The sequence below is a fragment of the Tahibacter aquaticus genome, assembly GCF_004363655.1.
In the GTDB taxonomy this organism is placed as follows: Bacteria; Pseudomonadota; Gammaproteobacteria; order Xanthomonadales; family Rhodanobacteraceae; genus Tahibacter; species Tahibacter aquaticus.
This window is the reverse complement of record NZ_SNZH01000014.1, coordinates 12,953-31,573: the sequence shown is the minus strand read 5'-3', so window position 1 is coordinate 31,573 and position 18,621 is coordinate 12,953. Positions and strand designations below refer to the sequence as shown.

The 18,621-nt window shown below is 66.9% G+C and carries 20 protein-coding genes and 1 tRNA gene; 5 read left to right on the top strand and 16 right to left on the bottom strand.

Annotation, left to right across the window (positions count from 1 at the left end):
• Positions 1-7 precede the first annotated feature (7 nt).
• A complete protein-coding gene (locus tag DFR29_RS20285; RefSeq protein ID WP_133820471.1) occupies positions 8-694 on the bottom strand; it encodes a response regulator in 687 nt (228 codons plus the stop codon).
• A gap of 205 nt (positions 695-899) precedes the next feature.
• Between DFR29_RS20285 and DFR29_RS20280 the strand changes: the two genes are divergently transcribed.
• A tRNA-Ser gene (locus DFR29_RS20280) sits at positions 900-989 on the top strand.
• A gap of 346 nt (positions 990-1,335) precedes the next feature.
• A complete protein-coding gene (locus tag DFR29_RS20275) occupies positions 1,336-2,073 on the top strand; it encodes a helix-turn-helix domain-containing protein (RefSeq protein ID WP_133820470.1) in 738 nt (245 codons plus the stop codon).
• Between the two features lie 18 nt (positions 2,074-2,091).
• On the opposite strand, the gene DFR29_RS20270 is transcribed toward DFR29_RS20275, so the two are convergent.
• The 11 genes from DFR29_RS20270 to azu all read right to left on the bottom strand — a co-directional run bounded on the left by DFR29_RS20270 (position 2,092) and on the right by azu (position 11,582).
• Positions 2,092-2,817, bottom strand: coding sequence for a sulfite exporter TauE/SafE family protein (locus DFR29_RS20270; protein WP_133820469.1), 726 nt, complete (start codon positions 2,815-2,817; stop codon positions 2,092-2,094).
• Entirely contained in the window at positions 2,807-3,163 is a 357-nt protein-coding gene (gene ccoS / locus DFR29_RS20265; protein ID WP_133820468.1) for a cbb3-type cytochrome oxidase assembly protein CcoS, read from the bottom strand. The genes DFR29_RS20270 and ccoS overlap by 11 nt, the downstream gene beginning before the upstream one ends.
• The gene (locus DFR29_RS20260) at positions 3,160-5,556 is read right to left on the bottom strand and encodes a heavy metal translocating P-type ATPase (protein WP_133820467.1); all 2,397 of its coding nucleotides are present in this window, start codon (positions 5,554-5,556) and stop codon (positions 3,160-3,162) included. Before DFR29_RS20260 ends, ccoS begins: the two co-directional genes overlap by 4 nt.
• On the bottom strand, positions 5,544-6,059 hold the full coding sequence (locus DFR29_RS20255) for a FixH family protein (RefSeq protein ID WP_133820466.1): 516 nt from the start codon (positions 6,057-6,059) through the stop codon (positions 5,544-5,546). Before DFR29_RS20255 ends, DFR29_RS20260 begins: the two co-directional genes overlap by 13 nt.
• Positions 6,056-7,615, bottom strand: a complete 1,560-nt coding sequence (locus tag DFR29_RS20250; protein WP_166654227.1) for a 4Fe-4S dicluster domain-containing protein — start codon at positions 7,613-7,615, stop codon at positions 6,056-6,058. Before DFR29_RS20250 ends, DFR29_RS20255 begins: the two co-directional genes overlap by 4 nt.
• Entirely contained in the window at positions 7,612-7,911 is a 300-nt protein-coding gene (locus DFR29_RS20245) for a hypothetical protein (protein WP_133820464.1), read from the bottom strand. Before DFR29_RS20245 ends, DFR29_RS20250 begins: the two co-directional genes overlap by 4 nt.
• Positions 7,908-8,807, bottom strand: a complete 900-nt coding sequence (ccoP, locus tag DFR29_RS20240; RefSeq protein WP_133820463.1) for a cytochrome-c oxidase, cbb3-type subunit III — start codon at positions 8,805-8,807, stop codon at positions 7,908-7,910. The genes DFR29_RS20245 and ccoP overlap by 4 nt, the downstream gene beginning before the upstream one ends.
• On the bottom strand, positions 8,804-8,959 hold the full coding sequence (locus DFR29_RS20235) for a cbb3-type cytochrome oxidase subunit 3 (protein WP_133820462.1): 156 nt from the start codon (positions 8,957-8,959) through the stop codon (positions 8,804-8,806). Before DFR29_RS20235 ends, ccoP begins: the two co-directional genes overlap by 4 nt.
• Positions 8,956-9,591 (bottom strand): cytochrome-c oxidase, cbb3-type subunit II, encoded by a 636-nt coding sequence (gene ccoO / locus DFR29_RS20230; RefSeq protein WP_133820461.1) that lies wholly within the window; start codon positions 9,589-9,591, stop codon positions 8,956-8,958. The genes DFR29_RS20235 and ccoO overlap by 4 nt, the downstream gene beginning before the upstream one ends.
• A 9-nt stretch (positions 9,592-9,600) precedes the next feature.
• Positions 9,601-11,037, bottom strand: a complete 1,437-nt coding sequence (gene ccoN, locus DFR29_RS20225; RefSeq protein ID WP_133820460.1) for a cytochrome-c oxidase, cbb3-type subunit I — start codon at positions 11,035-11,037, stop codon at positions 9,601-9,603.
• 104 nt (positions 11,038-11,141) lie between these two features.
• On the bottom strand, positions 11,142-11,582 hold the full coding sequence (azu, locus tag DFR29_RS20220; RefSeq protein WP_133820459.1) for an azurin: 441 nt from the start codon (positions 11,580-11,582) through the stop codon (positions 11,142-11,144).
• A gap of 233 nt (positions 11,583-11,815) precedes the next feature.
• Between azu and DFR29_RS20215 the strand changes: the two genes are divergently transcribed.
• The gene (locus DFR29_RS20215; RefSeq protein WP_133820458.1) at positions 11,816-13,228 is read left to right on the top strand and encodes a hypothetical protein; all 1,413 of its coding nucleotides are present in this window, start codon (positions 11,816-11,818) and stop codon (positions 13,226-13,228) included.
• 166 nt (positions 13,229-13,394) lie between these two features.
• On the opposite strand, the gene DFR29_RS20210 is transcribed toward DFR29_RS20215, so the two are convergent.
• Positions 13,395-14,408 carry a zinc-dependent alcohol dehydrogenase family protein gene (locus DFR29_RS20210; protein WP_133820457.1) on the bottom strand — a complete coding sequence of 338 codons (1,014 nt, stop codon included), beginning with the start codon at positions 14,406-14,408 and terminating at the stop codon, positions 13,395-13,397.
• Between the two features lie 130 nt (positions 14,409-14,538).
• Here DFR29_RS20210 and DFR29_RS20205 point away from each other — a divergent pair, with 130 nt between their 5' ends.
• Positions 14,539-15,444, top strand: a complete 906-nt coding sequence (locus DFR29_RS20205; protein WP_133820456.1) for a LysR family transcriptional regulator — start codon at positions 14,539-14,541, stop codon at positions 15,442-15,444.
• Positions 15,445-15,567: 123 nt separating this feature from the next.
• Positions 15,568-16,233, top strand: a complete 666-nt coding sequence (locus DFR29_RS20200; RefSeq protein ID WP_133820455.1) for a dioxygenase family protein — start codon at positions 15,568-15,570, stop codon at positions 16,231-16,233.
• Positions 16,234-16,240: 7 nt separating this feature from the next.
• Here DFR29_RS20200 and DFR29_RS20195 read toward each other — a convergent pair whose 3' ends face one another.
• Genes DFR29_RS20195 through mtnA form a run of 3 tightly spaced genes read right to left on the bottom strand, consistent with a single transcriptional unit; the run spans position 16,241 to position 18,583 of the window.
• Positions 16,241-16,627, bottom strand: coding sequence for a GtrA family protein (locus DFR29_RS20195; protein WP_133820454.1), 387 nt, complete (start codon positions 16,625-16,627; stop codon positions 16,241-16,243).
• A gap of 2 nt (positions 16,628-16,629) precedes the next feature.
• Positions 16,630-17,565 carry a glycosyltransferase family 2 protein gene (locus DFR29_RS20190; protein ID WP_133820453.1) on the bottom strand — a complete coding sequence of 312 codons (936 nt, stop codon included), beginning with the start codon at positions 17,563-17,565 and terminating at the stop codon, positions 16,630-16,632.
• A 1-nt stretch (position 17,566) separates the two neighbouring features.
• The gene (mtnA, locus tag DFR29_RS20185) at positions 17,567-18,583 is read right to left on the bottom strand and encodes an S-methyl-5-thioribose-1-phosphate isomerase (protein WP_133820452.1); all 1,017 of its coding nucleotides are present in this window, start codon (positions 18,581-18,583) and stop codon (positions 17,567-17,569) included.
• Positions 18,584-18,621: the final 38 nt, after the last annotated feature.

Here is an 18,621-nt window from a genome sequence, read left to right as displayed (position 1 = left end):
CTGCACGCTAGCGCTGGCGCCGCCGCCGTCGCGTGCCGTTGGCCGTCTCCAGCGCGTTGCCCAGATGCAGCACGCCATGCACATTGGCCAGATGCGCCAGTGCGACAACATTGTCGATATCCAGCTTGGCGAAAATATTCGACTTGTGCGTAGAGATGGTCTTGTCGCTGATGCTGAGAAAACGCGACAAGGTTTGCGCATCGTCGCCCTGGGCCAGCCGTATCGCGATTTCCAGCTCTCGCGTCGTCAGGCGGTCGAACGGCGATCCGCCGCCGCCATCGACCGATTCCATCGCCAGTTGCTGCGCAATCGACGGCGCGAGGTAACGGCGCCCGTCGGCAACCTGCTGCAAGGCGAGGATGAACTCCTCGGCCGGGCAGGCCTTGGTCAGATAACCCGATGCCCCCGCCTCCAGCAACCGCCGCGGAAACGGCGCCTCGCCGGCCACCGTCACGATCACCACGCGCGTCTTCAACTCGCTACGGCGAACCCGTTCCGTCACTTCGACACCGGTGAGCCGCGGCATATGCAGATCCAGCACCGCAATATCGGGCTCCAGCTTGCGAATCAGCGCAAGCCCGGCCTCGCCGTCGCCAGCCTCGCCGACGACGGCAAACTCCGGCCGTCGGTCGAGCATGGCACGGTAGCCGTTACGCACCAGCAAGTGGTCGTCAATGAGGACAACGTTAATCACATCCCTACTCCCCATTTGCAGCCCCTGCAAACTACGTCAGCACTCGCGCCAAAACAATCTGTACGGTTGCAATTTACACCGCTGCCTGAGCATTTCCCCGCAGTCCTCGTGGAGCTCCGCGCCGGGATTCGCTATGCTTCGCGGCTATAGTCTCAAGATTGCAACTAACTCAGAGTCACTGTTTGATTTCGTTGAATAAAACTTCGGAGAGATGGCCGAGCGGTTTAAGGCAGCAGTCTTGAAAACTGCCGTGGGCTTATACCCACCGTGGGTTCGAATCCCACTCTCTCCGCCAGACAGCGAGAAGGGGCCCAACGGCCCCTTTTTGCTGTCTGGCGGAGAGACGTCGGTGGACGTAAACCCACCGGTTCGATTGATTCGCCGGGAGCGAATCAAGACAGCCGCAGGCTGGCCCCTCGCGCAACGCGCGAGGGGTGAGGCCCAGGGATGGGCCGAACATATCCCACTCTCTCCGCCAGACAGCGAGAAGGGGCCCAACGGCCCCTTTTTGCTGTCTGGCGGAGAGACGTCGGTGGACGTAAACCAACCAGCCTGACTACTCACCAGAATCGACCAAAGTCCTCCTACGACATTTCGTCGCAGCCAGCCCGCCGGCAGATACGCCCCACTATGCTCGCCGCATGGAAACAGCCCCCGTCGTCGATCTGGAAACCCTGCGGCGCAATTGCGCCAATTGTTCGCTGCGCCAGCTATGCCTGCCTGCCGGCATCGTTGCCAGCGATGTGGAGCGGCTGGATCGCGTGGTGAAGCGGCGCAAGCCGGTTGCGCGCGGCGAACATCTGTTTCGCGTCGGCAGCGGCGCCGCGCGTATCTACGTTGCACGCGAGGGCTCGTTCAAGACCGTAGCCTGCAGCGCCGATGGCGAGCAGCAGGTCATCGGCTTCCATCTGCCGGGCGAACTGATCGGACTGGACGCGCTAGGCCACGGCCAGCATCGCTGCGATGCCATCGCGCTGGAAAATGCCCGGGTCTGCGAAGTACCGCTGGAGGAATTGCATCACGTTGCCGCGCAGGTGCCGGGACTGCAGCGCCAGCTGCTGCGCGTGATCGGCCGCAGCATGGGACGCGACCAGGACCATCTGGAAATGATGAGCCGGCGCCAGGCCAACGACCGCGTGATGCTGTTCCTGCATAGCCTGTCGCAGCGCTTCGAGACGCTGGGCCAGGACGGCAGCGCGTTCGCTCTGCCGATGACACGGGAAGACATCGGCAGCTATCTCGGCCTGGTCATAGAAACCGTCAGCCGCAGTTTTACCAAGCTGCAGGACGACGGCGTCATCGCCGTGCGCGGCCGCCAGGTGCGTCTGTTGCAGCAGCGTCAGATCGCCGACGCAGTGCACGGCCACGCCTTGCATTGAAACCCTCGCGTCGCGGCATCAATGGCCGCGGCACCCCAGTGCACCGAGAACGCCCTGCAAGGCCGGCACCTGCAGCAGCCACGGTGCGGTCATCGTCAGCACGCCTGCACTCAGTACCAGCGCTGCGGCACTGCGCCGCCAGGCCGGCTGTGCCAGTCGCCGGCCCAGCTGCACGCCGCTCCAGGTCAGCGGCAGCATCAGCGGCAAGGTACCCAGGCCGAATGCAGCCATGGTCAATGCCGCATTGAGCCAATCGGCCTGCAGCCAGGCTGCCAGCAACAGCGAGCTGCTCAGGCCGCAGGGCAGCCAGCCCCACAGCATGCCCAGCAGCCATTGGCGAGCCGGCGTCGTCGCCGGCAGCAGACGCCGCTGCAGCGGTGCCAGCCAGCGCCACAGGCCAGCCCCGGCGCCACCGGGTAATTTGTATTTTTTGTGCACATCTAGCAAACGCAACGCGACGGCGACGAGTACGGCTCCCGACAGTACGCGCAGCAGCGTGCCCAGGCCGCTGGCATCGACCAGCTGCAGCAGACCGGCACCCAGCGCACCGACCAGCAGGCCGGCCAGTACATAGCCGAGCAGCCGCCCCGCATTCACCCGCAGCGCCACGCCGAAACTGCCGCGCGCCTGGCCACCGCAGGAGCCCAGGCCAGTCGCAATGCCGCCGCACATCGCCGCGCAATGCAGGCTGCCGAACAGCCCGCTGAGCAGCGCAGCCGCCAGCGCGACGAAATCAATCGGCATCGCCGTCGCCTTGCGCCAGCTCGCGTCCACGCCGGGCACGCGCGATCGGCCACGACCAGTCCCAGGCGCCACCGCTGCCGGCGGAACGCAGGCGCGAAGCGCGCGGACAGTCGCCGCTGTCCGCTGCAGCACGCGCAGCGGCGCTCGGCGCACTACCGACACGGCGCTTGCCGGCCGCGGCATCGCCATCGCAGGCCGCGATCGAGTCGTCCGTCTCGACCAGCATCGCCACGGCCGGCGTATCCAGATCGTCGAACTGGCCCGTGCGCACGGCCCATGCAAACGCGGCGACTGCAGCACCTAGCAGCAGCACGCTGATCGGCACCAGCAATAGCAAGATCGTCATGGCACGGCCCGCAGCAGGCGCAAGGCGTTCAGCACCACCAGCAGCGACGACGCTGTCATACCCAGTGCAGCCAGCGCGGGCGACACCAGGCCGCAGGCCGCGAACGGCAGTGCGATGGCGTTGTAGGCCAGCGCCCAGGCCAGGTTCTGGCGCACGATGCGGCGCGTCTGCCGCGCCAGAGCAATCGCTTCGGCGATGCGCAGCAGGCGCGTACCGGTCAAGACCAGGTCGGCGGCGCGGTGGGTCAGCGCAGCACCGCCGGCGAAAGCGAACGAGACATCGGCACCGGCCAGTATCGGCGCATCGTTGATGCCGTCGCCAAGCATGCCGACGATATGTCCCTGCTGTTGCAGTTCGCGCGCCCGCGCCAGCTTGTCTTGCGGCGACTGGCGCGCACGCCAGTCGGCAATGCCGAGTGCCGCGGCGATTTCCGCCACTGCGGCGACACCGTCGCCACTGGCCAGTTCCAGCCTCACGCCCTGGGCGCGCAGCGCGGCAACAGCGGCTGCCGCGTCCTCGCGCAATTGTTGTTTAATGGAAAAACTAGCAATTGCAGCGTTGCCGTCGCCGAGCCAGATCGCCCCGTCGTCGTCGCGAGCCGCGGCGAAGTCGGCCCGTCCCAGCCGATAGCAGACGCCGTCGACCACCCCTTCCACGCCCTGCCCTGCACACAGGCGGCGCTGCTGCACTTCGCCGGCTGCCGCCATCGATGTACCGAATGCCGCAGCCAGCGGATGACTCGCATCGCATTGCAAGGCCGCCGCCAACGTCCTGGCCTGGGCCACGTCGAGGCTGCCGAAGACCTGAACCGTGTCGAGCAGCGGCTGTGGCGTGGTCAGGCTGCCGGTCTTGTCCAGCAGCAGCACATCGAGGCGTGCCAGCGTTTCCAGCGCATCGGGACGCAAGGCCAGTACCCCGCGCCGCGCCAGGCTGTCGTGCGCCGCGGCCAGGGCAGCCGGTATCGCCAGCGACAAGGCGCAGGGACAACTGATCACCAGCGTAGCCAGGGCCACTTCGAACGCGCGCTCGGGCTGCAGCCGCCACCACAGCGCGAAAACCAGCACGGCGGTGACGAACAGGGCGGCAATGAAATGACGCGCCACGCGATCGGCGACACGCGCCAGGTGCGGACGCTGTTCCTGCGCGCGGCCGACCAGGCGCGTCAGTTCGGCCAGGCGTGTATCCGCACCGGTGCGCAGCACACGCAGGCGCAGCGGTGCGCTGCAGCACAGGCTGCCCGCGGCCAGCGTCTCGCCCGGCTGGCGCAGTACCGGCAAGGCCTCGCCGCTGAGCAGCGCTTCGTCCAGGCTCGCCGCGGCATCAAGCAGTTCGCCGTCGGCCGGCACCACCTCGCCCACCGCCACCTGCAGCACATCGCCCGGCCTGATCCGGCCTAGCGCGACGCGCTGGCAGGTACCGTCGGCGCCTTCACGCAGGGCCAGCGCCGGGCGCACCTGCGCCAACGCATCCACTTGTGCACAAGCGCGCCGGCGTACCCAGCTTTCCAGCTGGCGCGCGGCAAGCAGCAGGAACACGAACATCACCGCCGCATCGAACCAGACCTGTGCGCCGCCGCGCAGGGTTTCGACCAGGCTGAACCCATAGGCCAGCAGCACCGAGCTGCCGACCAGCACGTCCATGTCCCACTGCCGTTGGCGCAGGCCGCGTGCCAGGCCGGCCAGAAAAGGCCAGCCGGCGACGAAAACCACCGGCGTGGCCACGAGCAGGGTGATCCAGCGCAGGAAATCCCGCGTCGCCAGGCTCATTTCGCCGGCACTGTCCAGATACAAGACCTCGGCGAACATCATTGCCTGCATCGCACCGAGGCCGGCCAGGCCCAGGCGCAGCACGTCGCGGCGCCACTGGCGGCGCGTCTCGCGTTCGCGCACGCCGCCCGTGGCCAGGCTGGGCGCATAGCCCAGGCTGTCCAGCTGCTGCAACAGTGTGGACAAAGCCACCTGTTGCGGATTCCACTGCAAGCGGATGCGACCGGTCAGCGCATTGGCGCTGGCTTCGAGCGTACCCGGCAGCTTGCGCAGCGCAGCGCCGATCAGCCAGGCGCAGGCGGCGCAGCGCATGGCGCTGCTCAGCACGGTGATTTCGAGTCCGCCCGGCACCGCACGCGCATGCCCGGCCAGCAGCTCCTCGTCCATCCAGTCGCTGTAATCCTGCGTGCGGGTGTTCACGCGAGCGGCATCGGCCTGGCGCAGCTGGTAGTACTGGCCCAGGCCGTTGTCGCGGATCCAACTGGCCGCCGCGGCACAGCCGCTGCAGCAGACAGCGCGCGTTTCGCCCGCGATGTCCAGCCGCAACGGCAGCAACGGCAAGGTTTCGCCGCAGTGGAAACAACCGGCGGCGACTTCCCCCAAGACAGCGTCGGCTACTGCTGCCATAGCGGCTGCAGCCGCGCCTGCACGGCGGAAGCGTCGAGCCGGCCGCCCAGGCGCCAGCTCGCGTCGGCCGGCTGCAGGCGCAGATTCCAGGCGCCGCTCAGATCGGCCTCGCTGCGGCCCTGCCAATGATCGCCGCTACGCGCCAGGGTCACTTGCCGGTCCCACTGCGCGCGCAGTGGATGCAGCAGGCGCAATTGCAGATCCTGCGTGGCCGCATCGACAGTGCCGTCGATCTGCAGACTGAATACGCCGCGTTCCTTGTCCAGTTGCAGGCGCGCCCGCAGGCCGCGCTGCAAGGCGGCGAGATCGGCTGCGGTGTCTTCGGTCTGGATCTGCGCGGTGCGCCGTACCGACAGGCTCAAGGCGTCGCTGCCGCCGCTGGCGACGGCGGCGACGACGATACCGATACCGGCGACGATGCCCAGCAGCGGCAGGCCCAGCACCAGCCAGAACACCGGCTGGCGCAGCGCGCGCGAATCGCGCGGGATGCGATCTGAATTCATGGCACAGGTCCGAAAAAAGCGGTGGTCACGGCGACACGCAGCGGCGTGCCGTCGACGTTTTCCACAAGCAGAGAAATATCCTGGCGCCGTGGCAGTCCTGCGGCCGGCGCCGCCAAAGTCAACGGCACGGCCAGCACGCTTTCCGCCGCCAGTTCCACCTCGAATGCGCCCTGGCGCAACTGCACCGCCGAACCCGGGGCCGTGGCAATGCGCAAGCGCCGCGGCTGTGCCAGCTTGTTGGCCAGTTTCAGGCTGTAGCCGTTCTCGATCGCGCCGTCGACGGCCACGCGGTACAGCGCATTGCGATCGCGCAGCACCTCGACGATCAGCGGCGAGCGATGCAGCACACCCCAGCTCCAGCCGGCCAGCAAGGCCAGCAGCAGCAGGCCGTAGACGATTACGCGCGGCCGCAGTACACGCGTAGGCTTGGCGTCCACGGCGTTCTGGGTGGAATAGCGGATCAATCCACGCGGATAGTCCAGCTTGTCCATCACCTGATCGCAGGCGTCGATGCAGGCGCCGCAGGCAATGCACTCGTATTGCAGCCCGTTGCGAATATCGATGCCAACCGGGCAGACCTGTACGCACCAGGTGCAGTCGATGCAATCACCCAGTGCCTGCACGGCTGCTTTCTGTGCCGGCAGCACGTCCGAACCGGATGCTTCCACCGCAGCGGTCGTGCGGCGCACGTCCAGCGCGCGCAAGGCCGCGCTGGCGTACTGCTGCGCCTGTATCAGCCAGTACTCGGCCTGGGCCAGCGACAGCAGTCCGCGGCCGCGCGCGGCCACGCCGGCCAGGCCGCGCTGGCGCGGGCCGCGCGGTTCGCCGCGCAGCGGATCGTAGGCAATGATCAGGGTATTGCGGTCGAACATCGCGCCCTGGAAGCGCGCATACGGACACATGTACTTGCACACCTGTTCGCGCAATACGCCCGCATTGCCCCAGGTCGCCAGCGCGTAGAACAGAATCCAGAACGTCTCCCAGCCGCCCAGGGTCAGGGACGGCACGCGCTGCGCCAGCTCCCGCGCTGGCGTAAAAAAAGCCACAAAGGTAAAACCGGTCCACAGCGCGAACAGCAGCCACAACGCATGCTTTGCCGCCTTGCGCTGCAGCTTGTCCCGCGTCCACGGCGCGGCATCGAGCTTGAGCCGGCGCAGGCGGTCGCCTTCGGTCCACTGCTCCATCCATAGAAACACTTCGGTCCACACCGTCTGCGGACAGGCGTAGCCGCACCACAGGCGCCCGGCTACCGCGGTGAAGAAGAACAGGGCGATGCCCGCGATAATCAGCAGCAGCGCCAGAAAGACGAAATCCTGCGGCCAGAAGGCCAGGCCGAACACGTAGAAGCGACGCGCCGGCAGGTCGAACAGCACCGCCTGGCGGCCATCCCATTGCAGCCAGGGGAAAACGTAATACATGCCCAGCAGTACGACGACCGCAAGCCGGCGCAGACGATCGTAGCGGCCGCGGATCGAACGTGGATAGACCTTGCCCTCGGCCTGGTACAGCGCGGCCGGCGCGGCGTCCTGCAGCAACACGGGAATGCGCTTGCTCACGCGCGCCGCCTGTCCACGCGGTTGAAGCGGCTGGCAGGGCGCAGCAGCAGCCAGGTGAACAGGCTGGAACTGGCAGTAGCCGTCCAGAAAGCAAAGAATCCCAAGGTATAACCCCATTCTCGGCCGATGTCCGCGCCGGGAAAAGTCAGCTCGCGCCATTCCAGCGGATCGACCAGGGCAAAAAACACCACGGTGCAGACGCCGGCGGCGAAGAAGCTGGGCCAGAGAATGGCGCCCCAGCGCTGCAGCGCAGGCCGCGGAGCCGGGTCGCAATCGGCAGGGCAAGGCGGTTTCATGGCTGCGCTTGCGGTTGCGAACGGCTGTAGACCCAGGCCGCGACCACGCGTGCCCGCGCCGCGCCGAGCGCCTGTGCATGCGCCGGCATCTGGCCGCTGCGGCCTTTTTCCAGCGTTTCGCGGATGCTCGCCGTGTCGCCGCCGTAAAGCCAATAGGTGTCGCTCAGGTCCGGCGCACCGAGCAGCGCATTGCCCTTGCCGTCGGCACCATGGCAGGCGGCGCAGACCGCAAAGCGCGGCGCGCCGGCGGCAGCGAGTGCCGCATCGACCTTCTGCCCCGACAGCGACTGCACATAGGCGATGGTCTCGGCAATTCCCTGTTCGCCACCCAGTGCGCTGGCCAGCGCCGGCATCATCGCCTGGCGGCCGTCAGCGACCGAGGCCAGCACGTCTTCGGGCTTGCCGCCCCAATGCCAGATCGCATCGGTCAGGTCGGGAAAGCCGCGTGCGCCGCGGGCGTCGGCACCATGGCAGGCAGCGCACTGGTTGGCGAAGATGGCCTGGCCCAGGCGCAGGGCGGCGGGATCGCGCGCCAGCTCGGGCAGCGAAACCTGCGCATACGGCGCGAACGTCGCAGCGATGCGCGTATCGTTTTGTGCCTTGTCTACATTGTGTTCGCGCGGCGAGGTCCAGCCCGAACTGCCGACCCAGTTGCCCAGGCCGGGGTAATACACCAGATAGCCGACGCTGAACACGATGCTGAGATAGAACAGGCCCAGCCACCAGCGCGGCATCGGCTTGTTGTATTCGGTCAGATCGCCGTCCCAGTAGTGGCTGGTGTCTTCCGGCGCCGGATCGCCCGGACGGCGCTTGCCGGTCCACCATAGCAGCCAGACGCAACCAGCCAGGTTCAGCACCACCAACGCGATCACATACCACGACCAGCCGTTGCTCATGGCTGCGCCTCCGTCTCGTCTTCATCCAGCGGCAGCCGCGCCGCCGCCTCGAAACCCGCACGCCGCCGCTCACTCCAGGCCCAGGCCCAGGCGCCGACAAACAGCGCCAGCAATACCGCCGTCACCGCACCCGATACCGTGCCCGCGCTCATGGCTGATCTCCTGCTGCTGCCGCCGCCGGTGCGTGCCGGCCCAGTCCCTGCAGATAGGCGACGACGGCGTCGAGTTCGTTCTTGCCGTCCAGCTCTGTCTTTGCTGCAGCGATCTGCTCGTCGCTGTAGGGATCGCCCAGTGTGCGTAGCGCGGCGAGCTTTTTCTGCATCAGCGCTGCATCCAGCGGCGTGCTCTGCAGCCAGGCATACGACGGCATGTTCGATTCCGGCACGACGCTGCGCGGGTCGGTCAGGTGCATCCGGTGCCAGTCGTCCGAATAGCGCCCGCCGACACGGGCCAGATCGGGCCCGGTACGCTTGCTGCCCCACTGGAACGGCCGGTCGTAGACCGACTCGCCGGCCAGCGAGTAATGGCCGTAGCGTTCGGTCTCGAAACGCAAGGTGCGGATCATCTGCGAATGGCAGTTGTAGCAGCCTTCCCGCACGTAAACGTCGCGCCCGGCCAGTTGCAGCGGCGGGTACGGCGTCACGCCGGGCAAGGGCTGGATGGTTTCCGCCTGGTACATCAGCGGTACGATTTCGGCCAGGCCGCCGAAGCTGATCGCGACGGCGATCAGCACCGCCATCAGACCGACGTTCTTTTCGATCTTTGCGTGGGAATGTTCGTTCATGGCGTTCGCTCAATGGGCCGTGGCTACGGGAAGAACGGCCGGGTCTTCGGTAGTCCGCGCGCTGCGCCAGGTCTGCCAGACGTTCCAGGCCATCAGGCCCATGCCAGCCAGTACCAGCAGCCCGCCGAACAGGCGGATCAGGTAATACGGGTAGGTCGCTGCCAGCGATTCGACGAAGCTGTAGCTCAAGGTGCCGTCGGCATTGGTGGCGCGCCACATCAGGCCCTGCATCACGCCAGCAATCCACATTGATGCAATGTAGAAAACAACGCCCAGCGTATGCAGCCAGAAGTGCGCGTCGATCAGGCGTTCCGACCACATCTGCTTCAGGCCGAGCAGGCGCGGCCACATGGCGTAGAGGGAGCCCAGGCTGATCATCGCCACCCAGCCCAGTGCTCCCGCATGCACATGGCCTACGGTCCAGTCGGTGTAGTGGCTTAGGCTGTTGACCGTCTTGATCGACATCATCGGCCCCTCGAAGGTGGCGATCATGTAGAACGACAGCGCGACGACGAGGAACTTGATGATCGGATCGGTACGCAGCTTGTGCCAGACGCCGGACAGGGTCATCACGCCGTTGATCGCACCGCCCCAGCTCGGTGCCAGCAGCACCAGCGAAAACACCATGCCCAGCGACTGCGCCCAGTCGGGCAGCGCGGTGTATTGCAGGTGATGCGGGCCGGCCCACATGTAGATCGCAATCAATGCCCAGAAATGCACAATGGAAAGTCGGTACGAATACACCGGCCGTCCGGCCTGCTTGGGCACGAAGTAGTACATCATGCCGAGAAAGCCAGCGGTGAGGAAAAACCCGACCGCGTTATGGCCGTACCACCACTGCGCCATCGCATCGACCGCGCCGGTATACACCGAGTATGACTTGAACCAGCCCACCGGCAGCGCCAGGTTATTGACCACGTGCAGCAGCGCTACGGCAACGATGAAGCTGGCGTAGAACCAGTTCGCCACATAGATGTGTGCCACGCGCCGGCGCAGCAGCGTGCCGAAGAACACCGCCGCATAGGACAGCCAGACCAGGGTGATCAGAATGTCGATTGGCCATTCCAGCTCGGCGTATTCCTTGCCCTGGGTAAAGCCCAGCGGCAAGGTGACGGCAGCGCTGACGATCACCGCCTGCCAGCCCCAGAACACGAAGCTGGCCAGCCGGTCGGAGAACAGGCGTACATGGCAGGTGCGCTGCACCACGTACAGGCTGGTGCCCATCAATGCGCAGCCGCCGAAGGCGAAAATCACCGCATTGGTATGCAGCGGGCGCAGGCGGCCGTAGCTGAGCCAGGCAATGCCTTCGAACAGCGTCGGCCAGTACAGCTGGGCAGCAATCAGCACGCCGACAGCCATGCCGACGATGCCCCAGACCACGGTCATCAGCGCGAACTGGCGCACGACGCCATCGTTATAGCGTTCGTCCACAGGTGGATTGATCATGCGGAACCTCGAAGCGCGCGCGACGGCGCGGTCGCCGCAGTGCGCGGCGGTTGCAAGGTGCAGACGCCGGCGGGAACTCAGTGACCCGCCGGCGCCGCGTGCGCTCACTTGACCGTGAGCTTGCCCTTCATCACGGCCCAGTGGCCGGGAAACGAACAGAAGAAGCTGTAGTCGCCACCGGCCTTGAGCGCGGTGCCGGCGAACTTCACCGACGTGGAGGCACCGCCGCCGACCAGCGTGGTATGCGCGACAACGCGCTTGTCGTCGGCTGCGACGTAGTTCGCCGCGGCACCAGCCTTGAGGCCGTCCTGAGCCACACCTTGCAGGTTCGCCGTTTCGGCGATCACCACGTTATGCCCCATGGCTGCCACCGGTAGCTTGCCGATGTGGCTCAGTTTGATTTCGATACTTTTGCAACTGGCCGCGACGGTGACTTCGCTGCGATCGAACTTCATCGCATCGTCGGCCTTGAGGTCGATGACGCAATCGTCGGCCTGGGCCGCGGCAGCCGACAGCAGCAAGGCGGAAAGCACGAGCAAACGCATGGTGATCTCTCTGGCGGTTAGGATGGCCGCAGTCTGGTCCCAAGGCGCTGGCGCCGCCTTGATCGAAGTCAAGTCGGCGCCATGCCCGGCAGCAGCCACACCGTGCTTGCCTGCCGGCCGGGGAGCCCGCCACGTCGCTGGCGGAGGCACTTGCGCGATAGAACCGGCCCGGCCACGCCAAGCCCAAAGCGATCGGTTAGCATTCGCGGTTCCCGACCTCGACACGCCCGCCGATGCTGCTGATTCCCACCACTGCACGCAGCGTACCGGCGTCGCGCTACTGGCTAGTACTGGCCGCGGTGCTGGTCACGATCAAACTGGTGCTGGCCCTGTTCGATCCGACCATGCGCTTTTTCCTCGGCGACTCGGAAAGCTATCTGCATACCGCGCTTACCGGCTGGATTCCGCCGGACCGATCCTTCCTCTACGGCAAGTTCGTCGCGGCGAGCGCGTTGCTGCCGGGCTCCCTGTACGGCCTGCTGATCGCGCAATCCCTGTGCGGCGTATTCAGTGCGCTGCTGCTCGCGCGCATCGCCTGCATCGACCTCGGCGCCGACCGGCGCCTGGCCGCCGTACTGGCCTGCGCACTGGCGCTGGACCCGGCCCAGCTGTTCTACGAACGCATGATGATGGCGGAAAGCCTGGGTTGCCTGTGCCTGCTCGGCATGCTCGCCTGCGGTTTCGCCTACCTGCGCAAGCAATGGTGGCCCTGGCTGCTCGCGGTGGCGCTGTTCGGCATTGCCACGGTGGCCCTGCGTATGAGCCTGCTGCCGATGGTGCTGGGCTTCGCCCTGCTGCCGGCGCTGGTGCCGCTGGCGCACAAGCGTGGCCGCCTGAACTGGTTGCGCGTAGCCGGCCACGCCACGATTGCGCTGGCCGCCACGGCACTGCTGCACAACGCCTATCAATATTGGTACGGACGCCTGTCCGAAGGTCCGCGCACTTACCTGCAAAGCAGCGGCACTTTCCGTCTCGGCCTGGTCGCGCCGCTGCTCAGGCCGGAACACTTGCAGGAAGTCGGTTTGCCGGCAGACCTGCTCACGCAGGTAGGCCCCGATCTGCGCGCGCCGCGCCAGCGCGAAGCACAGCTATGGCTGGACGACGGCCTGATCGCCGTGCTGCGCCGCGCCGCCGGAGCAGATACCGAGAATAAGGCGCGCCGCCTCGCCTCGCTGGCCCTGCGCGACGATATACCCGGCTTTCTGCGCCTGGCCGCCGCGACCACGGCAGACTATTTCGTTGCCCAGGAAACCCGGACCCGCATGGCCGACGACCTGGGTACACGCCCGCTGTCGGCCGACGCGGTGGAAAAACTGCGCGACCGTCTCGGCTACGACGCCAGTCGCTTCCACGAAGTGCGCAACCCGGTCGCGCTTTACTTCGAGCGCATGGGCAACTGGCTTATCGTCTGCCTGTTCGCACTGGCGCCGCTGGGCCTGATCGTCCTGCTGCGCCAGTGGCAGCAGCGCCGCAACGCTGCCTTGCTGCTGTGCCTGAGCGCACTGGGCCTGGTCGCCGGGCAGCTGCTGTTCTCGCATATCGTGTCGTTTCGCTACCTGCATGCATTTCCGCCGCTGGTGCTGTTGTGCCTGGCCGGCTGTTTTGCCTCGGCGCGGCGCACAAGCGGGCTTGAACCGTCGCCCTGAGCCTATGCTGCGACGTACGGCGGCGGCGCAATTCGCTGCGCTCATCGCGCCCTACGCGAGTCACGGGCCGACATTTGCGGCATGGCGTTCGTAGGGTGCGATGAGCAACGCGAATGGCACCGTCGCCCGGTATACGACTGCTCGAATTACACAATCCCGCAGCCGCTCAATCGAGCGCAATGACCACCTTGCCGAAATGGCTGCCACTGGCCAGGTATTCATAGGCCGCGCGCGCCTGGGCAAACGGAAACACGCGGTCGACCACGGGCCTGATCTTGTGCAGGGCGACGAACCGCGACAGATCCTGCAACATGGCCCGGCTGCCGACGTAGATGCCGCTCACGCGCTTGGCACCGCGGATCAGCTGGAACGGATCGACTTCGCTGCCCCAGCCGGATACGCCGCCGACAATGGCAACCGTGCCGCCCATGCGCGTAGCCAGCAGCGACTGCTTCAAGGTACCTGCACCGCCGACTTCGATCACGACTTCGACGCCTTCGCCCCGGGTCGCCGCCAGCACCGGCTCATGCCAGTGCGGCGTCGTGGTGTAGTTGATGGCCGTATCCGCACCCAGCGCGCGGGCGCGTTCCAGCTTGGCATCGCTGGACGAGGTAATCAGCGCCTGCAGACCCGCGGCCTTGGCCAGCTGCAGACCCCATACCGAGACGCCACCGGTGCCCAGCAGCAGCACGCTGTCGCCAGGCCGCGCATCGCCTTCGACAAACAGTGAATTCCACGCCGTCACACCGGCACAGGTCAGCGTGGCGGCCTCGGCAAAGTCGAGGTGCTCGGGCACTGCGACCAGTGCATCCTGCGACAGCACGACTTCCTCGGCCAGGAAGCCGTCGATCGCGCCACCGAAGGATTGCGCCGTCTTCTCCGGCGTGGCGCGACCTTCGATCCAGTTGCGGAAGAACGTCGTTGCCACGCGGTCGCCCGCCTTGAAGCGCGTCACCGCGGCACCGACTTCGATCACCTCGCCGGCGCCGTCCGAGGTGGGAATCACCGGCGCGGCATCGCTGCCGAGGTAGTCGCCGCGAATCACCATCAGGTCGCGGTAGTTCAGCGCGACGGCACGGATGCGCACGCGCACCTCGCCCGGGCCAGGCGCTGCAACGCTGCGCGTGACCGGCACGATGCCGTCGAAATTCCTGCCGGGGTGGACGTGATAGGCCTGCATGTCGTGCTCCAAGTCAGTGAGATCGGCAGCGCCGGTGGCGCCGCAACGGTGCATACGATATAGGTTCTCGAATGGCACCAGTGGAGAGAGTTGCTACTATCTGTGTATCCAACGAGGAACCAATAAAGCCATGAACGACCGCCTTGCCGGTATCGACACCTTCGTCTACGCCGTCGACGCGGGCAGCTTCGCGCTTGCCGCCGAGCGCCTGGGGCTGACCCGCTCCGCCGTCGGCAAAGCCATTGCGCGGCTGGAGCAGCGCCTGGGCACGCGCCTGTTCCACCGCACTACGCGGCAGCAGAACCTGACCGAAGACGGCCAGGCCTATTACGAGCACTGCGTGCGCGCCCTGGCCGAGCTCGAGGCCGCCGAAGCCGCCTTCGACAGCGGCCGGCGCGAACCCGGCGGCCGCCTGCGCGTCAGTGCGCCGCTGCTGTTCGGCCGCCACTGCGTGGCGCCGGTGCTGACCGCGCTGGGCCGCTTGCACACAAAGCTACACGTGGACATTTCCTTCAGCGACCGCGTCGTCGACCTGGTCGAGGAAGGCTTCGACCTGGCCGTGCGCATAGGCCCGCTGCGCGACAGCGCCACGCTGGCCGCACGCCGACTGGGCACGCAGGCGATGGGCATCTGCGCCGCGCCCAGCTATCTGGCCAGCCATGGCACGCCGCAGGCGGCAGCAGATTTCGCCACGCATACGGCCATCGTCTACGGCCTCAACGCGCAGTCGGCGCAATGGCGTATCCGTGACGCCGACGGCACGGTGCAGGAACTCAGCATCGGTACGCGGCTGCGCTTCGACGATGTGCAGGTGATTGCCGATGCGGCAGTCGCCGGCCACGGCCTGGCCTGGCTGCCGTGCTGGCTGATGGCACCGCGCCTGCGCAGCGGCGAGCTGGCCCTGGTCACCAGCAGCCAGCACACGGTCTCCAGCGAGGTCCACGCGGTCTGGCCGCAGTCGCGCTACCTGCCGTCGAAAACGCGGGCGGCAATCGATGCGCTGGTGGCGCACGTGCCGGCCATGCTGGGGCCGTAACGCGGCAGAGCCAGGCGCGCCAGCTTCGCTTCGGCGCATGCGGGCAACGCTTGGGAAAATCCGCGCGCGCAACGCCACGGCTTTGGCCTAGGCTGGCGGCCTGGCAAAAACCCCGGACCAGCCATGACGACCGCGCCACCCTTCGAACGCCGCGATTTCCTGCTGCTGCTCGCCAGCGGCCTCGCTGCCGGCGCTGCCTGGGCCGCACCGGCCGAGCCCATCGTCGGCCTGCCCTGCGAAGGCTGCGACGCGGTATTCGCCGGCATGCCAGCGACCTTCGCCAGCAGCGCGCGCATCGCGCCCGCCGGCCAACCGGGGGAAGCACTGCAGGTACAGGGCCAGGTACTGGATGCCCAGGGCAGGCCCGCTGCCGGTATCGTGATCTATGCCTACCACACCGATGCCAGCGGCCATTACCCGAGCGCTGCAGCCCTGCGCGGCAGCAGCGCCGAACCGCACGGCCGCCTGCGCAGCTGGGTACGCAGCGATGCACAAGGCCGCTACCGTTTCGACAGCATCCGCCCGGGCGGCTACCCCGGCCGCATCGATCCGCAGCACATCCACCTGCACGTGATCGAACCCGGCCGCTGCACCTACTACATCGACGACATCCACTTCAGCGACGACGCGCGCCTGGCGCCCTACCGCGCCCGGCACACAGCCGCGTTGCGCGGCGGCAGCGGCCTGGCCGAACCGCGCCGCGACCGCAGCGGGACATGGCAGGTCACGCGGGACATCCGCCTGGGCCTGAACATTCCCGGCTATGCCAGCTGCGCGCTTTCGCCGTGAACACCGCCTATGGCTGCCGGTAGATCCACAGACGCGAAGAAATCCAGTTCACCGCCATGCCAGCGACCGAACCGGCTGCCACACCCAGCTCCGGATACTGCCGCACCAGCGGCAGGAAGGCGTACATCAGTGCATAGGTGGAATAATTCACTGCGAAACCGCCGCTCATCGCCAGCAGGTAGCGCGACCATTCGCCGAGCAGACCGAAATTGCGCGTGCCATTGAAGGTGGTGTGCCGGTTCCACAGCCAGGTCGACGTGGCCGCGACCAGGAACGACACCAGCCGCGCCGCGTACGCATTCATGCCGAGCAGGCTGACCAGCACACGCAGCACACCCGCATCGACGACAAAGCCGATCACGCCGCCGACGCAGAACAGCAGGAATTGCGGCATGGCTATTCCGGCGCGCGCTGGCTCAGGTACGCCAGCATCTTCAGCTCGCGCCGGCCGCGCGTGACGGTATCGAGAATCAGCCCGGCGAAGAAGGCCAGCGCTGCCAGCAGCATCAGCCCGGTCGACAGGATGGCGGTCGGAAAACGCGGCACCAGGCCGGTTTCCGCATAGGTGACGAACAGCGGCACCGCAAGCAGTACCGCCAGCAGCGCCAGCACGGCGGCGATCAGCGAATAGAACGCCAGCGGCCGTTCCGCGCCAAACAGACGCACCATGGTCACCACGATGCGGATACCGTCGCGCACCGTCGACAGCTTGCTGTGCGAGCCTTCCGGCCGCTCCTTGAACGGCGTGACCACCTCGGCCACGGCCATTTTCAATTCCAGCGCGTGCACAGTCAGTTCGGTCTCGATCTCGAAACCCTGGCTCAGCACCGGGAACGACTTGGCGAAGCGGCGCGAAAACACCCGGTAGCCCGACAGGATGTCGGAACAGTTGCGCCCGAACAGATAGCTCAGGAAACCGGTCAGCATGCGATTGCCGAAGGCATGGCCGGGCCGGTGCACGTCGGCGTGGATGGGCTTGCGCACGCCGACGACGGTATCGAGCTTTTCCGCGAACAGCCGCTCGATCAGTGCCGGTGCACTGGCCGCGTCGTAGGTATCGTCGCCGTCGACCATCACATAGGCGTCGGCGTCGATGTCGGCAAACATGCGCCGCACCACATGGCCCTTACCCTGCAATTTCACACTGTGCACAATGGCACCGGCCTTGGCCGCAACCTCGGCCGTGCCGTCGCTGGAGTTGTTGTCGAATACGTGGATCTGCGCCTGCGGCAGGGCGCGGCGGAAATCGTCGACGACGGCAGTGATCGCAATCGCCTCGTTGTAGCAGGGAATCAGCACGGCGATACGCCGCGCCTGTGCGATGGATGTCATGTCAGTGCTGCCCCGGCGTGAACAGCCTGGCCATGGCATGCCGGTCCGGATGCTCGATCACGCCGCGCTCGGTGACGATGGCATCGATCAGCGAGGCCGGCGTCACGTCAAAGACCGGGTTCCAGGCCTGCGCGCCTTCGACCACGGTGCGCTTGCCGGCCATGCTCAGCAGTTCCGTCGTATCGCGCAGTTCGATCTCGATCGCCGCGCCGTCGGCGGTGGCCATGTCCACCGTCGAAGACGGTGCCACCACCATGAATTTCACGCCGTGGTGGCGTGCCGAAATGGCCAGTTGATAGGTGCCGATCTTGTTCGCCGTATCGCCGTTGGCGGCGATGCGGTCGGCACCGACGATCACCCATTGCACCGCGCCCGAACGCATCAGGTGCGCCGCGGCCGAATCGGCGATCAGCGTGGCCGGAATGCCGTCGCGCACCAGTTCGAACATGGTCAGGCGTGCACCCTGCAGCCAGGGCCGCGTCTCGCCCGCATACACCTGGGAAATCTTGCCGGCGGCATAGCCGCTGCGGATCACGCCCAGCGCCGTGCCGAAGCCGGCGGTGGCAAGCGAGCCGGTATTGCAGTGCGTGAGCACGCCGCCGCCGGCCAGCAGCGCCGCGCCCAGTTCGCCCATATGCCGGTTGGCGGCGAGATCTTCGTCCTGGATGGCCTGGGCTTCGGCAGTCAGCGCCGCGACGTCGCTGCCCAGGCCGAGCATGCGGTCCAGCGCCCACATCAGGTTCACTGCCGTCGGCCGCGAGGCACGCAAGGTACGCACGGCGCTGTCCAGCGTGGCTGCATCCTGCTGCGCCGCCAGCACCACGCCCCAGGCCGCGGCGATGCCGATGGCCGGCGCGCCGCGCACTACCAGATCCTTGATCGCCTGGGCTACCTCGGCGGCGCTGCGGCAGTCGACGAAGCGTTCCTCGAACGGCAGCAGGCGCTGGTCGAGCAGGCTCAGGCGGTCGCCGCGCCAATGCACGGCGCGGATGGTGTCGTGGCGGTCCAGATCGGACATGGGCAAGACTCGTGAAGGCGAACGCGCAAGGATAGCGC

Coding starts and splice junctions, on each gene's coding strand:
- DFR29_RS20275 (WP_133820470.1), top strand. CDS start 1,336: ATGGAAACAGCCCCCGTCGTCGATCTGGAAACCCTGCGGCGCAATTGC.
- DFR29_RS20270 (WP_133820469.1), bottom strand. CDS start 2,817: ATGCCGATTGATTTCGTCGCGCTGGCGGCTGCGCTGCTCAGCGGGCTG.
- ccoS (WP_133820468.1), bottom strand. CDS start 3,163: ATGACGATCTTGCTATTGCTGGTGCCGATCAGCGTGCTGCTGCTAGGT.
- DFR29_RS20260 (WP_133820467.1), bottom strand. CDS start 5,556: ATGGCAGCAGTAGCCGACGCTGTCTTGGGGGAAGTCGCCGCCGGTTGT.
- DFR29_RS20255 (WP_133820466.1), bottom strand. CDS start 6,059: ATGAATTCAGATCGCATCCCGCGCGATTCGCGCGCGCTGCGCCAGCCG.
- DFR29_RS20245 (WP_133820464.1), bottom strand. CDS start 7,911: ATGAAACCGCCTTGCCCTGCCGATTGCGACCCGGCTCCGCGGCCTGCG.
- ccoP (WP_133820463.1), bottom strand. CDS start 8,807: ATGAGCAACGGCTGGTCGTGGTATGTGATCGCGTTGGTGGTGCTGAAC.
- DFR29_RS20235 (WP_133820462.1), bottom strand. CDS start 8,959: ATGAGCGCGGGCACGGTATCGGGTGCGGTGACGGCGGTATTGCTGGCG.
- ccoO (WP_133820461.1), bottom strand. CDS start 9,591: ATGAACGAACATTCCCACGCAAAGATCGAAAAGAACGTCGGTCTGATG.
- ccoN (WP_133820460.1), bottom strand. CDS start 11,037: ATGATCAATCCACCTGTGGACGAACGCTATAACGATGGCGTCGTGCGC.
- azu (WP_133820459.1), bottom strand. CDS start 11,582: ATGCGTTTGCTCGTGCTTTCCGCCTTGCTGCTGTCGGCTGCCGCGGCC.
- DFR29_RS20215 (WP_133820458.1), top strand. CDS start 11,816: ATGCTGCTGATTCCCACCACTGCACGCAGCGTACCGGCGTCGCGCTAC.
- DFR29_RS20210 (WP_133820457.1), bottom strand. CDS start 14,408: ATGCAGGCCTATCACGTCCACCCCGGCAGGAATTTCGACGGCATCGTG.
- DFR29_RS20205 (WP_133820456.1), top strand. CDS start 14,539: ATGAACGACCGCCTTGCCGGTATCGACACCTTCGTCTACGCCGTCGAC.
- DFR29_RS20200 (WP_133820455.1), top strand. CDS start 15,568: ATGACGACCGCGCCACCCTTCGAACGCCGCGATTTCCTGCTGCTGCTC.
- DFR29_RS20195 (WP_133820454.1), bottom strand. CDS start 16,627: ATGCCGCAATTCCTGCTGTTCTGCGTCGGCGGCGTGATCGGCTTTGTC.
- DFR29_RS20190 (WP_133820453.1), bottom strand. CDS start 17,565: ATGACATCCATCGCACAGGCGCGGCGTATCGCCGTGCTGATTCCCTGC.
- mtnA (WP_133820452.1), bottom strand. CDS start 18,583: ATGTCCGATCTGGACCGCCACGACACCATCCGCGCCGTGCATTGGCGC.